Origin of the sequence: Aeromicrobium sp. SORGH_AS_0981 (genome assembly GCF_031453195.1) — a bacterium.
Lineage (GTDB): Bacteria > Actinomycetota > Actinomycetes > Propionibacteriales > Nocardioidaceae > Aeromicrobium.
On the sequence record NZ_JAVIZD010000001.1, the window covers coordinates 97,746 to 110,305 of the forward strand.

At 72.1% G+C, this 12,560-nt stretch carries 12 protein-coding genes; 7 read left to right on the forward strand and 5 right to left on the reverse strand.

All coding sequences use genetic code 11. The annotated features are described in order from the left end of the window. The first annotated feature begins 29 nt into the window (after positions 1–29). On the forward strand, positions 30–731 hold the full coding sequence (locus QE370_RS00530; protein ID WP_286690887.1) for a hemolysin III family protein: 702 nt from the start codon (positions 30–32) through the stop codon (positions 729–731). A gap of 81 nt (positions 732–812) precedes the next feature. Next, a complete protein-coding gene (locus QE370_RS00535; protein ID WP_309635219.1) occupies positions 813–3,296 on the forward strand; it encodes a DUF3516 domain-containing protein in 2,484 nt (827 codons plus the stop codon). A gap of 284 nt (positions 3,297–3,580) precedes the next feature. Here the strand turns inward: QE370_RS00535 and QE370_RS00540 are convergent, their stop codons facing one another. Continuing rightward, positions 3,581–5,599: a thioredoxin domain-containing protein gene (locus tag QE370_RS00540; RefSeq protein WP_309633032.1), complete on the reverse strand. Its 2,019-nt coding sequence runs from the start codon at positions 5,597–5,599 to the stop codon at positions 3,581–3,583. 362 nt (positions 5,600–5,961) lie between these two features. On the opposite strand from QE370_RS00540, the gene QE370_RS00545 reads away from it, so the two are divergent. Continuing rightward, positions 5,962–6,402: a hypothetical protein gene (locus QE370_RS00545; RefSeq protein ID WP_309633033.1), complete on the forward strand. Its 441-nt coding sequence runs from the start codon at positions 5,962–5,964 to the stop codon at positions 6,400–6,402. Here QE370_RS00545 and QE370_RS00550 read toward each other — a convergent pair. Both QE370_RS00550 and mca read right to left on the reverse strand, forming a co-directional pair. Beyond that, entirely contained in the window at positions 6,389–6,637 is a 249-nt protein-coding gene (locus tag QE370_RS00550; protein WP_309633034.1) for a hypothetical protein, read from the reverse strand. The two genes, QE370_RS00545 and QE370_RS00550, sit on opposite strands and share 14 nt — an antisense overlap. A 34-nt stretch (positions 6,638–6,671) precedes the next feature. Then, a complete protein-coding gene (gene mca, locus QE370_RS00555) occupies positions 6,672–7,544 on the reverse strand; it encodes a mycothiol conjugate amidase Mca (protein WP_067859391.1) in 873 nt (290 codons plus the stop codon). Between the two features lie 104 nt (positions 7,545–7,648). On the opposite strand from mca, the gene QE370_RS00560 reads away from it, so the two are divergent. From QE370_RS00560 to QE370_RS00570, 3 genes are all read left to right on the forward strand, one after another. Then, positions 7,649–8,026 (forward strand): DUF4307 domain-containing protein, encoded by a 378-nt coding sequence (locus QE370_RS00560; protein WP_309633035.1) that lies wholly within the window; start codon positions 7,649–7,651, stop codon positions 8,024–8,026. An 83-nt stretch (positions 8,027–8,109) separates the two neighbouring features. Then, positions 8,110–8,610: a transcription elongation factor GreA gene (greA, locus tag QE370_RS00565; protein ID WP_067859396.1), complete on the forward strand. Its 501-nt coding sequence runs from the start codon at positions 8,110–8,112 to the stop codon at positions 8,608–8,610. Positions 8,611–8,686: 76 nt separating this feature from the next. Further along, positions 8,687–9,331 carry a TetR family transcriptional regulator gene (locus QE370_RS00570; protein WP_309633036.1) on the forward strand — a complete coding sequence of 215 codons (645 nt, stop codon included), beginning with the start codon at positions 8,687–8,689 and terminating at the stop codon, positions 9,329–9,331. Positions 9,332–9,367: 36 nt separating this feature from the next. On the opposite strand, the gene ilvA is transcribed toward QE370_RS00570, so the two are convergent. After that, entirely contained in the window at positions 9,368–10,561 is a 1,194-nt protein-coding gene (gene ilvA / locus QE370_RS00575; protein WP_253021551.1) for a threonine ammonia-lyase, read from the reverse strand. 51 nt (positions 10,562–10,612) lie between these two features. Further along, complete coding sequence (locus QE370_RS00580; RefSeq protein WP_309633037.1) at positions 10,613–11,728, reverse strand: AI-2E family transporter; 1,116 nt, start codon at positions 11,726–11,728, stop codon at positions 10,613–10,615. An 89-nt stretch (positions 11,729–11,817) separates the two neighbouring features. Between QE370_RS00580 and msrA the strand changes: the two genes are divergently transcribed. Continuing rightward, positions 11,818–12,468 (forward strand): peptide-methionine (S)-S-oxide reductase MsrA, encoded by a 651-nt coding sequence (gene msrA, locus QE370_RS00585; protein ID WP_309633038.1) that lies wholly within the window; start codon positions 11,818–11,820, stop codon positions 12,466–12,468. The last annotated feature ends 92 nt before the right edge of the window (positions 12,469–12,560 follow it).

The window sequence follows — 12,560 nt, forward strand, 5'->3', positions numbered from 1 at the left end:
GCTCAGGGCGAGGGGCTAGTCTTCCCCCTATGCCACGGACCGATCTCGAAGCCACGACCGACGAGGTGTCCGACCGCATCCGGGACAACCTGGAGGAGATCAAGCCGAGACTGCGCGGCTGGCTCCACGCGGGGACCGCACCCCTCGCCTTCATCTCCTTCCTCGTGATGATGGTGATCGCCGACGACACGCTCGTGCGGGCCGGCGTCGCGATCTTCATGGTGAGCGCACTGCTGCTGTTCGGCTGCTCGGCGCTGTACCACACGCGCACCTGGTCCGACGAGGCTCGGATCGTGTGGAAGCGCATCGACCACGCGAACATCTTCCTGCTCATCGCCGGCTCGTACACACCGTTCAGCCTGCTGCTGCTCAACACGGAGCAGGCCGTGATCATGCTGTCGCTCGTGTGGGGCGGGGCGCTGCTCGGCGTCGCGTTCCGCGTGTTCTGGGTGGGAGCACCGCGCTGGATCTACGTGCCGCTGTACGTGCTGCTCGGCTGGGCCGCGGTGCTGTACTGGGGCGAGTTCGTCGACCAGGCCTCGACCGCGGTGCTGGTCCTCATGATCGTCGGCGGCGGTCTGTACACGCTGGGCGCGCTGGTCTACGGCTTCAAGTGGCCCGACCCGTTCCCGCGCTGGTACGGCTTCCACGAGGTGTTCCACACGCTCACGATCGCCGCGTTCATCGTGCACTACATCGGCGTGAGCCTGCTCGCCTACCAGCAGCGGTGAGCCCCGCGCTCCACGTCCCGGACGCCGCCCACCCCCGACGACGTGTTCGACGCCGTCGAGGCGTGGGTCGACGCGCGCGGGATGAGCATGTACCCGGCGCAGGAGGAAGCGGTCCTCGAGCTGCTGTCGGGCTCGAACGTCGTGCTCGCCACGCCGACGGGCTCCGGCAAGAGCCTGGTGGCGACGGCGGCGATCGCGGGCGCCCTTGCCCGTGGCGAGTGCGCTGTGTACACGGCTCCGATCAAGGCGCTGGTGAGCGAGAAGTTCTTCGACCTCTGCGAGGTGTTCGGCGCCGACGACGTCGGCATGCTCACGGGCGACGCCTCCGTCAACGCCGACGCGCCCGTGGTCGTGGCGACGGCGGAGGTGCTGGCGAACCTGGCGCTGCGCGAGGGTGCCGCCGCCGACATCGGCTTGGTGGTGATGGACGAGTTCCACTTCTACGCCGACCCCGACCGCGGGTGGGCCTGGCAGGTCCCGCTCGTCGAGCTGCCACGGGCGCAGGCGCTGCTCATGTCAGCCACGCTCGGCGACACCACCACGTTGCGCGACGACCTCGCCCGCCGCACCGGTCGCGACACCGCGCTCGTGGCGTCGTCCGAACGCCCCGTCCCCCTGGTGAACGAGTACGTGGTGTCGCCGGTGCAGGACGTCGTGACCGAGCTCGTGCAGACCGGACAGGCGCCCGTCTACATCGTGCACTTCACCCAGGCGTCAGCACTGGAGCGGGCGCAGGCGCTCAGCAGCGTCGCCCTGGCGACGCGGGCGGAGCGCGACGAGATCGCCGAGGCGATCGGCAGCTTCCGCTTCACGTCGGCGTTCGGGAAGACGTTGTCGCGCCTGGTGCGCATGGGCATCGGCGTGCACCACGCCGGCATGCTCCCCCGCTACCGACGTCTGGTCGAGCGGCTCGCGCAGCAGGGTCTGCTCAAGGTCGTGTGCGGCACGGACACGCTCGGCGTCGGCATCAACGTGCCGATCCGCACGGTGCTGTTCAGCGGGCTGACGAAGTACGACGGTCGACGCCAGCGGCAGCTGCAGGTGCGGGAGTTCGCCCAGATCGCGGGTCGGGCCGGGCGCGCCGGCTACGACACCGTCGGCCACGTGGTGGTGCTCGCGCCCGAGCACGACATCGAGAACGCGAAGGCCATCGCGAAGGCCGGCGACGACCCGAAGAAGCTGCGCAAGGTGCAGCGCAAGAAGGCGCCCGAGGGGCACGTGTCGTGGAACGAGGCGACGTTCGACAAGCTCGTGAACGGCACGCCCGAACCGCTCGTGCCCCGCATGCAGATCACCCACGCGATGGTGCTCGACGTCGTGCAGCGTCCGGGTGACGCCATCGCGGCGCTCGACCACCTCATCGAGGAGAGCGTGGTGCGCCCCGACGAGGTCGAGCGGCTGCAGGGTCGGGTGCGCGAGATCGTGGAGGCGCTGGTGGCCGGCGGGGTCGTCGAGCGGATCGGCGGGGGTGCCGGGCCCGGGGTGGCAGAAGGCACCGACCCTCCGGACGACGAGGGACGCACGCTGCGCCTCACCGTCGACCTGCAGCGCGACTTCGCGCTCAACCAGCCGCTCTCGCCGTACGCGGTGGCCACGCTCGAGCTGCTCGACGTCGAGTCGCCCGAGTACGCGCTCGACGTGGTGTCGGTCATCGAGGCGACGTTGGAGGACCCGCGTCCGATCATCGCCGCCCAGGTCCACCGGGCCCGTGGCGAGGCCGTGGCGCAGATGAAGGCCGACGGCATCGAGTACGACGAGCGGATGGAGCTGCTCGAGGAGGTCGAGCACCCGAAGCCTCTGCAGGACCTGCTCGAGGCGGCGTACGAGACCTACCGCCAGGGTCACCCGTGGGTGGCCGACCACCCGCTGCGACCCAAGTCGGTCGTGCGCGAGATGGCGGAGCGCGCCATGACGTTCTCCGAGCTGGTGTCCGACTACGGCCTCGCACGGTCGGAGGGCATGGTGCTGCGCTACCTGTCCGACGCGTACAAGGCGCTCGAGCGGACCGTCCCGGCCTCGGCGCGCACCGAGGAGCTGACCGACCTGACGGCCTGGCTCGGCGAGCTGGTGCGCCAGACCGACTCGAGCCTGCTCGACGAGTGGGAGGCCTTGGTGAACCCCGCCGACCCCGAGAGCCTCGACCGCGCGCACGCGGTGGCCGACGGCGAGCAGGCGATCCGTCCGGTCACGGCGAACGAGCGCGCGTTCCGGGTGCTGGTGCGCAACGCGCTGTTCCGGCGGGTGGAGCTCGCGGCGCTCGGCCGCTGGGACGCGCTCGGCGACCTCGACGGCGAGGCCGGGTGGGACGCCGACGCGTGGCGCGAGGCCCTCACCGCCTACCGGGCCGAGTACGACCACCTCGGCACCGGGCCCGAGGCGCGGGGCCCGAAGTTCCTCGACATCACCGCCGAGCACGGGCCGGACGGCCGACGCTGGCGGGTGCGGCAGACGTTCGACGACCCCGAGGGTCACCGCGACTGGGGCATCTCCGCGGAGGTCGACCTCGACGCGAGCGACGCGGCCGGCGAGGCGGTCGTGACCGTCACCGACGTCGGCCCCGCCTGACGACCGTCAGCGGGCACCGTCGGCGACGCTCGGCAGGGCGTCGCCGACGGCCCCGTGCCCGTGCCGTGTCCCCTGGAGCACCTCAACACCGAGGTTCGCGGCACAGGTCCGGCGCCGGTCCCCTCGGGGGTGGGGCAGGCCGACGCCGGAGCTCAGGACGCGGCGGGACCCGTGCGGGCCTCGCTACGTATCCGTCTCGTGCAACGACGTTACGGGGCGTCGCAGCCCACCACCAGCGTCGTTCACGGAACCCGAAGAAGGGTTGACGCGCGCCGCCGCAGCGACTACGGCAGGAGCGCCGCCGGGTCGGTGACGGGCAGCGCGCACACGTGGTCGCGGCACACGTAGGCGGTGGCCCGCCCGTCGACCGCGACCCGGTCCGCGAGCAGCGGCACGGCCGGCGTCGCCGTCTCCGCGGCCACGACGACCGCCGGCGACGTGCGCAGCAGCGCGGCCCGATGGACGGCCTCGCGCTCCTGGGCGTCCGGTCCGACCACGGCGATCTCGTCCGGCCCCGCCAGCAGGGCCTCCGCCGCTGCCAGCGTCCACCCGGCGAACCGGGGCACCTTCTCCCCCAGCTGCGCCGCGGCCCGCACCGCGCGCTCGGCGGCGTCGCGGTAGCGCGGCTCGCCGGTGACGACGGCCAGCGCGACGAAGGCGTGCGCCGCGGCCGACGTGCCGGACGGGTAGGCGTTGTCGGAGGCGTCCTGCGGGCGCACGACGAGGTCGGACGCGTCGTCGGCGGTGTCGAAGAATCCGCCGTCGGGGGCGCCGAAGTGGTCGAGCACGCGGTCGAGCACGACTCGCGCCCGCTCCAGCCAGACCGCGTCGCCCGTGACGCCAAGGGTCGCCACGAACGCCTCGGCGACGGTCGCGTGGTCCTCGAGGACACCGGCGTGCTCGCCCGCGACCCCGTCGCGGGACGCGCGCAGGACGCGCCCGCCGTCGCTCAGGTGCACGTCGGCCAGCAGGGTCGCGGCCCGCACGGCTGCCTCGGTGTACCGCTCGTCCTCCAGCAGCACCCCCGCCTCGGCGAGGGCGATCACGGCCAGGCCGTTCCACGCGGCCACGACCTTGTCGTCGCGCGCCGGTCGGGTCCGCTGGGAGCGCGCGGCGAGGAGCCGCGCCCGGATCGCCGCCCACCGGTCCGGGTCGTCGGGGTCCTCCAGCAGCTGCAGGGTCGAGAAGCCGCGCTCGAACGTCCCCGCGCCCGTGACACCCAGGAGCCGTGCCGTCCACGCCCCGTCGGAGGCACCGAGCAGCCGCATGAGCTGGTTCGGGTTCCAGGCGTAGAACGCACCCTCGTGGACGGCACCGGACGGATCGGCGCTGTCGGCGTCGAGCGCCGACGCGAAGCCGCCCTCCGGCGTGCCCAGCTCCGCGAGCAGGAAGTCGGCCGTCTCGGCGGCCACCCGACGGGCGAACGCCTGACGTCGCTCGTCGCCGGAGGCCAGCTCGGCGCGCCACCAGTGGAGGTAGACGCGCAACAGCTGGGCGTTGTCGTAGAGCATCTTCTCGAAGTGCGGCACCTGCCAGTACCGGTCGACGCCGTAGCGGGCGAACCCGCCGCCGAGCTGGTCGTAGGTGCCGCTGCGCGCCATCGCCTCGCACGTCGTGCGCACCATCTCGAGCGAGCGCTCGGTTCCCGTGCGCGCCCAGTGGCGCAGGCAGGCCTCCAGCACCATCGACGGCGGGAACTTGGGGCTGCCGGCGTAGCCGCCCGCCTCGTCGTCGTGCTGGCTCGACAGCACCGCCTGCGCGGCGTCGAGCGCGCCGGCGTCGAGGGCCGAGCCACCGGCGTCGACGGTCTCGCGCAGGTGCGCGAGCACGTCGGCACCCACCTGCATGACCTCGTCGCGGCGGTTCTCCCAGGCGTCGGCCAGGGCCTGCAGCACCTGCGTGAACGCCGGGTGCCCCTGACGCGGCTCCGGCGGGAAGTAGGTGCCGGCGAAGAACGGCTCGCCCGACGGCGCCAGCACGACGGTCATGGGCCAGCCACCCTGGCCGGTCATGGCCTGCGTGGCCCGCATGTACACCGCGTCGACGTCGGGGCGCTCCTCGCGGTCGACCTTCACGTTCACGAAGTGGTCGTTCATGAACTGCGCCGTCGCCGGGTCCTCGAACGACTCGTGCGCCATCACGTGGCACCAGTGGCACGCGGCGTAGCCGACGCTCAGCAGGATCGGGCGGTCGAGCGACTCGGCGAGCGCGAGCGCCTCCTCGCCCCACTCCCACCAGTCGACAGGATTGTCGGCGTGCTGCAGCAGGTACGGGCTGGTCGCGGCGCTGAGTCGGTTCGGCACACCTCAACCCTGCCAGGCACGCGCCCACCTCGCGCGCGGCGCGGGTCGTTCCTCTGCGACCTGCGGCTGCGCTGGCTGCTGTCGTCGTGACCTTGCTGGTGCGCTGCCGTGGCTGGCGCTGTCCGGTCTCCGCAAGAGCCTCGACCGGACGGCTGGCAGCTGCGCTGGTCCGGGGGCTCGGGCTGCGGCTCCCGTCGTGGAGGCAAGAATCTGCGTTCGCGCGGTGGAAGGCCAAGGATTCTGCGTCTGCGACGGGGTTCCGTCGTCACCGCAGAAGTGTCCGACGCTGGACGCGTGAATGCAGAATCTTGCGCGCTCTTGGGGCGGGAATGACGGAGGCGTCGTCCCGGTACCGTTCGGCCATGACACCCACCCAGGTCTGGACGACGGCCGTGGTCACGGCGGCGGCGTCCGTGGCCCTCGGAGGCATCCTGCTGCCCGTGGCGTTCTTCTTCGCCTATGCCTTCCAGGACCCGATCGGAGTCGGGCAGCACGCCGTCTTCCTCACCGGCGTGCTCGTCGCGGCGGGCGTCACGGCGGGGATCGCGTGGGTCGTGGCGGCGGCCGCGACGGGCAAGCCTCGCGCCGCAGGAGTCGTGGTGGGCGCCGCGACCGCGACCACCTACGCCACAGCGCTCGCCGTGGGCACGCTGGTCTGCTTCGCCTACGAGAGCCAGGGGTCCGTGACGGCCGACCAGCCGAGCCTGCCGTTCGTCGCCCTGGTCGGGCTGTGCCTCGTCGTCGCGGCCGTCGGCGTACGCGCTCTCCCGCGCGCCGGACGGCCGAGCGTCAGTCGCGGCTGACCGGGCCGTCGTCCGCCGACGTGCGGGTGGAGGTCGGCGACGTCGCGTCGTCGGCGTCACCCTCCCAGGGCTGGGCCGCACGCCTGGTGTGCTTCGCGAACGACTTGGCCAGGAAGAACACGGCCACGGCGAGCAGCGCGACGATGCCGAGGGCGAGCCAGCCGGGACGCACGATGTTCGGGTCGAGACCACGCGGCCGCTCGGCCGTCACCAGGTACGTCACGAGCTCGTTCATGCCGCCATCCTACGGGGCGGCGACGCCGGGGAGGTCAGCGCAGTCCGGCGAAGAGGTCGTCCTCGGGCACCGTCGTCTCGACCTTGGAGTCGACGAGCTGGTAGTCCTCCGTGGGCCACGCCTCGGCCTGCACCTCGTTGGGGACGGAGAAGAACCAGCCGTCCGGGTCGATCTGCGTGGCGTGGGCGAGCAGCGCGGCGTCGCGCACCGGGAAGTACTCGGCGCACTCGACCCGCGTGGTGAGCCGGGCCTCGTCCTCGGGCTTGCGCTCCCACTCCTTCATCCGCTCGGCGTACGGGTTCTCCAGGCCGTGCCGCTCGAGCGCCTCGGAGATGGCCGTGAGCTTCTGCCAGTTCCAGCCGAGGTGGTAGTACAGCTTGCTGACCTGCCACGCCTCGCCCAGCTCGGGGTGCCAGGTCGGGTCGGCCGCCTTCTCGTAGGCGAACACGCTGATCTCGTGGCACTTGATGTGGTCGGGGTGCGGGTAGCCGCCGTTCTCGTCGTACGTCGTGAGCACGTGCGGACGGAACGAGCGGACCAGGCGCACCAGCGGGACCGCCGCCTCCTCGACCGGGACCAGGCCGAAGCAGCCCTCCGGCAGCGGCGGCTTCGGGTCGCCCTCCGGCCAACCGGAGTCGACGAAGCCGAGCCAGTCCTGCTTCACGCCCAGGATCTCGCGCGCACGGTCCATCTCCTCGCGACGGATCTCCGTGATGAGCTCGGGGTTGTCCTCGATGCCCGGGTGCTTGAACTGCGGGTTCAGGATGCTGCCGCGCTCGCCGCCCGTGCAGGTGACGACGTGCACGTCGATCCCCTCGGCGACGTAGCGGGCGGTCGACGCCGCACCCTTGCTCGACTCGTCGTCGGGGTGCGCGTGCACGTGCATGAGGCGCAGCTTCTCGGTCACCCGTCCAGTCTTCCATCGGACGGAGCACGATGCGGCGCGGGGCCCATCGTCCGAGCGACGACGGCGGCAGCCGATGCCGTGGGAGCGCCTGGAACAATCGAGGGGTGAGCACCCTCGACGCACGCTACGGCCGACGCACCCGCGGCCGCTGGCTGTGGCCCACGGTCGCTGCCGTCGGCGTGCTCCTCGGCGTGGCGTGGGCGGCATGGGTCGCGCTCGACACCGACCCTGTCTCCGGGGAGATCCACGGATACTCGGTCGAGTCGCCCACCCGGGTCGTGGCCACGCTCGACGTGCGTCGGCCCGACCCCGTCGCCGCTCGCTGCACGCTCTACGCCCAGGCGCTCGACCACTCCGTCGTGGGCGAGCGGACCATCGACGTCCCCGCGGGCCGGCGCGAGCGGACCCGGGTGACGGTGCCGATCACCACCGAGCGCGAGGCGGTCACCGCCGTCGTGAGGACGTGCCAAGTCCTGGACTGACTGCTAGGGTGGTCGTTCAACCCCGGGCTCGACGCCTGGGGTTCCGCTTGTCTTCACCTGCATGTCGGCCAGGAGGTTGCATCATGTCGCAGTCCAGCACCGAGACCATCTGGGTCACCCAGGAGGCGTACGACCGGTTGAAGGGCGAGCTGGCGAACCTCAAGGAGGTCGTCATGCCCGACATCACCGAGAAGATCGCGGCCGCACGCGACGAGGGCGACCTCAAGGAGAACGGCGGCTACCACGCCGCCCGCGAGGAGCAGGGCAAGGCCAACGCCCGCATCCAGCAGCTCGAGGACATGCTGCGTCGCGCCGAGGTCGGCGAGAAGCCGGCCGACGACGGCATCGTCGAGGCCGGCATGGTCGTGGGTGTCACCTTCGCCGGTGACGACGAGGTCGAGCGCTTCCTGCTCGGCTCGCGTGAGCTGCTCAGCCTCGACTCCGCCGTCGACCTCGACGTCTACTCCCCCACCTCGCCGCTCGGCGCCGCCATCCTCGGCAAGAAGGTGGGCGACGACGCCTCCTACGAGGCGCCCAACGGCAAGACGCTGACGGTCTCGATCGTCGAGGCCAAGCCGTTCTGAGCACCTGACCGAAGGCCGGCTCCCGTCGTGGAGCCGGCCTTTCGTCATGCTCCGCGACGGGGGTAGGTTGCGGAGCATGAGCGTCGATGCGGGCAAGCGGGGCTACACCTCGCCCCTGCGCGCGCAGCGGGCGGCCGAGACCCGACGTCGGGTGATCGAGGCTGCCGCGGCCGGCTTCGCCGAGCGGGGCTTCGTGGGCACGACCCTGGCGAGCATCGCGGCCCAGGCCGGGGTGTCGGTCGACTCCGTCGTGTCGGTCGGCAGCAAGGCCTACCTGCTGCTGGAGGCGTTCCGCACCCGCTACGCCGGCACGGGCGACTGGGAGTCGCTGCTCGACGCGTCGACCGCCCAGGAGATCCTGGCCATGACCGACCGCGACGAGGGCCTGGAGGCGATGATCGCCTTCCTCGCCGACGGGCACGCCCGCTCGGCCGACCTCTGGACCGCCCTGCGCGCGACGGCGCAGTTCGAGCCGGTCGTCGCCGAGGGGCTCGCCGAGCTCGTGCGGCTGAAGGGTGAGTCCTTCGAGGTCACGACGCGGTGGATGCTCGACCTCGGGATCCTCGAGCCCGTCGGCGAGGCCGACGTGTGGGCGCTGACGGTGCAGATCAACCTGGTGTCGGCCGCGGAGACGTACACGACCCTGGTGCGCGACTACGGGTACACCGACGAGCAGTACCGCGCCTGGCTGCGCCGCACCCTGCCCGTCGTGCGTCCCTGACCACTCGGGCCCGACGACCAGCCCCGACGACGGGACTCAGACGAGCCGGTGCCCGAGCCCGGCAAGCCGGTGCAGCGCGTCGGCCGCGTGGTCGGGGCCGCGGGTGGCGACCTGCACGGCCACCTCGACCTCACGCACCCCGAGGGAGTCCGCCGCCCGGTCGTGCGCGACGTCGAGCACGTTCACCTGCAGCGCCGCCAGGTCGGTCAGCAGGCGCATCAGCTCGCCGGGACGGTCCGAGAACCTGACCCGCAGCTGCATGAACCGACCGGCCGCGGCCAGGCCGTGCCGGATGACGTCGAGCAGGAGCAGGGCGTCGATGTTGCCGCCCGACAGGACCGGCACGACGGGTCCGGCGAACCGGTCGGGGTCGTCGAGCAGCGCCGCCACGCCCGCGGCGCCGGACGGCTCGACGAGCATCTTGGCGCGCTCGAGCAGCCCGATGAGCGCGGCGCTCATCGCGTCCTCGCTGACGGTCACGACGTCGTCGAGCTCCTTGGCGATCACCTCGAAGGGGATGAGCCCCGGCTCGGCGACCGCGATCCCGTCGGCCATCGTCGGGCCCATCACGCCCGCGACCGGGTGGCCCTCGGCGAGCGAGCCCGGGTAGGCGGCGGCGTCGGCCGCCTGCACGCCGACGACCGACACGTCGGGTCGGCGCTCGCGCAGCAGCGCGATGCCCGCGGCGAGTCCCCCGCCCCCGAGCGGCACGAGGACGGTGCGGACCTCGGGCAGCTGCTCGATGATCTCGAGCCCGACGGTGCCCTGCCCGGCGAGCACGTCCTCGTGGTCGAAGGGGTGGATCAGCACGGCACCGGTGCGCTCGGCGAACGCCTTCGCGTGCACCAGCGCCTCGGTGACGCCCGTGCCGGCGAACTCGATGTCGGCCCCGTAGCCGCGGGTGGCGGCCACCTTCGGCAGGGCCGCGCCGTCCGGCATGAAGATGGTGGCCCTGGTGCCGAGGAGCTGCGCCGCGAGGGCGACGCCCTGCGCGTGGTTGCCGGCGCTCGCCGCGACGACGCCACGGGCACGCTCGGCGTCGGACAGTCCGGCGATGCGCACGTAGGCGCCGCGGATCTTGAACGACCCGGTGCGCTGCAGGTTCTCGCACTTGAGGTGCACGTCGGTGCCCACCCGCTGGCTGAGCCACCGCGAGTGCGCCATCGGCGTGCGCTCCACCACCGGCGCGAGCAGGTCGCGCGCGGCCTCGACGTCCCTCAGGTCGACCATGACGTCAGCCTAGGCGCTCACGTCCGGTCCCCCGACGGGCGACGGCAGGCGTCAGGCCTGCTCGGCCTTGACCTCGGGCGGGTCGTCCTCGGGGAGTCCGTCGTCGGCGACGGGTGTGCCCGACTCCTCGACGAGGTGGCGCACGATGCCGTTCAGGCAGGCGACGAGCGGCACGGCCACCAGCGCGCCGACGATGCCGGACACGGTGATGCCGGCGGCGATGCCGATGATGATCGCCAGCGGGTGCACCGCGACGAAGCGGCCCATGAGGAACGGCTGCAGCACGTGCGACTCGAACTGCTGCACCGCCACCACCGCGGCCAGCATGATCAGCGCGACGATCGGGCCCTGCGCCACCAGCGCCACGAGCACGGCGACCATGCCGGACACGAGCGCTCCGACGATCGGGACGAACGCGCCGAGGAAGACGAGGACACCGATGGCGAACGCCAGCGGCACGCCGAGCAGCCAGGCGGAGACCGCGATGCCGATGGCGTCGGTGAGGGCGACCAGCACGGTGGCTCGGACGAAGCTGGTGAGGCTGGCCCAGGCCGTCTCGCCGGAGCTGTGCACCTTCGCACGCGCCGACCGCGGGAAGAGCGCGACGGCGAACGCCCAGATGCGGTTGCCCTCGTAGAGGAAGAAGAACGACGCGAACAGCGCGATGAAGAAGCCGGCGACGAAGTGCGTCAGCGTGGTGCCCACGGCGGCCAGCTGGTCGACCGCGGCCCGCTCCCCGAAGGTGCGGATGGCGTCCTCGACCTGGTCGACGTAGCGGTCGAGCTGGGTCTCGCTCAGCCCGAGGGGTCCGTTCTGGGCCCAGTCCTGCACCTGGGCGATGCCCGCGATGACCTGCGCCTTGAGGTCGTAGAACTGGGTCGACAGCTGCTGGCCCACCAGGGTCAGCAGCCCGAAGAACCCACCGAGCATGACGAGGACGACGATCGCGGTGGCCAGCAGGCGCGGCAGCCCGCGTCGGTCGAGCCAGTCGACGGCACCGATCGTGAGCGCGGTGCCGAGCAGCGCCACCGCGATGGGGACGGTCACCTCGGAGAAGAAGCTCAGCAGCCAGTACAGCGCGTAGCCGGCCACGCCGAGGACGAGGAGGCGCCACGCCCAGGCCGTCGCGATCTCCACGCCGACAGGGATCTCCGGCCGCGTGCTCACCTGCGTGCTCCCGTCACAGGACCGACACTAGCGGGAACAGCCAGCCGCGCAGTGTCGTTGACCCCGGTGGACCCAAGGAGAGTGACCCGATGATCTTCGGAACCCGCAAGACAGAGCTCCCCGACGCGCAGAGCGCCCTGCCCGGACGCTCCGAGCGTCCGTTCGCCGTCGGCACCACGCACCGTGTGCTCGGCACCCCGATCGAGACCCCCCTCGACTCCGGCGTCGTGCCGGACGGCTTCGAGGTCGCGGTCGTCGGGCTGGGCTGCTTCTGGGGCGAGGAGAAGACGTTCTGGGAGGTTCCCGGTGTCTGGTCGACGTCGGTCGGCTACGCCGGCGGCCTCACGCCGAACCCCACCTACGAGGAGGTGTGCACCGGCCGCACCGGTCACGCCGAGGTCGTGCGCATCGTGTTCGACCCCGCGAAGGTCAGCTACGCCGACCTGCTCAAGGTGTTCTGGGAGAACCACGACCCGACGCAGGGCATGCGTCAGGGCAACGACCGCGGCACCCAGTACCGCTCCGTCCTGCTCACCACGAGCGACGAGCAGCAGCGCCAGGCCGAGGAGTCGCGCGAGCGCTACCAGGAGCAGATGACCAAGGCCGGCTACGGCCGCATCACCACGGCCATCCAGCCCCTGCAGGACTACTACTACGCCGAGGAGCTGCACCAGCAGTACCTCGCGAAGAACCCGTTCGGCTACTGCCCGCTGCACGCCACGGGCGTCTCGTACGCCTGAGACCCGCACGGCCGAGGTCCCGTCACGCCGACGCGTGGCGGGACCTCGTCGTTTCTGCGGCGCGACGGTGACCGCCTGCCCTACGCTCGCGC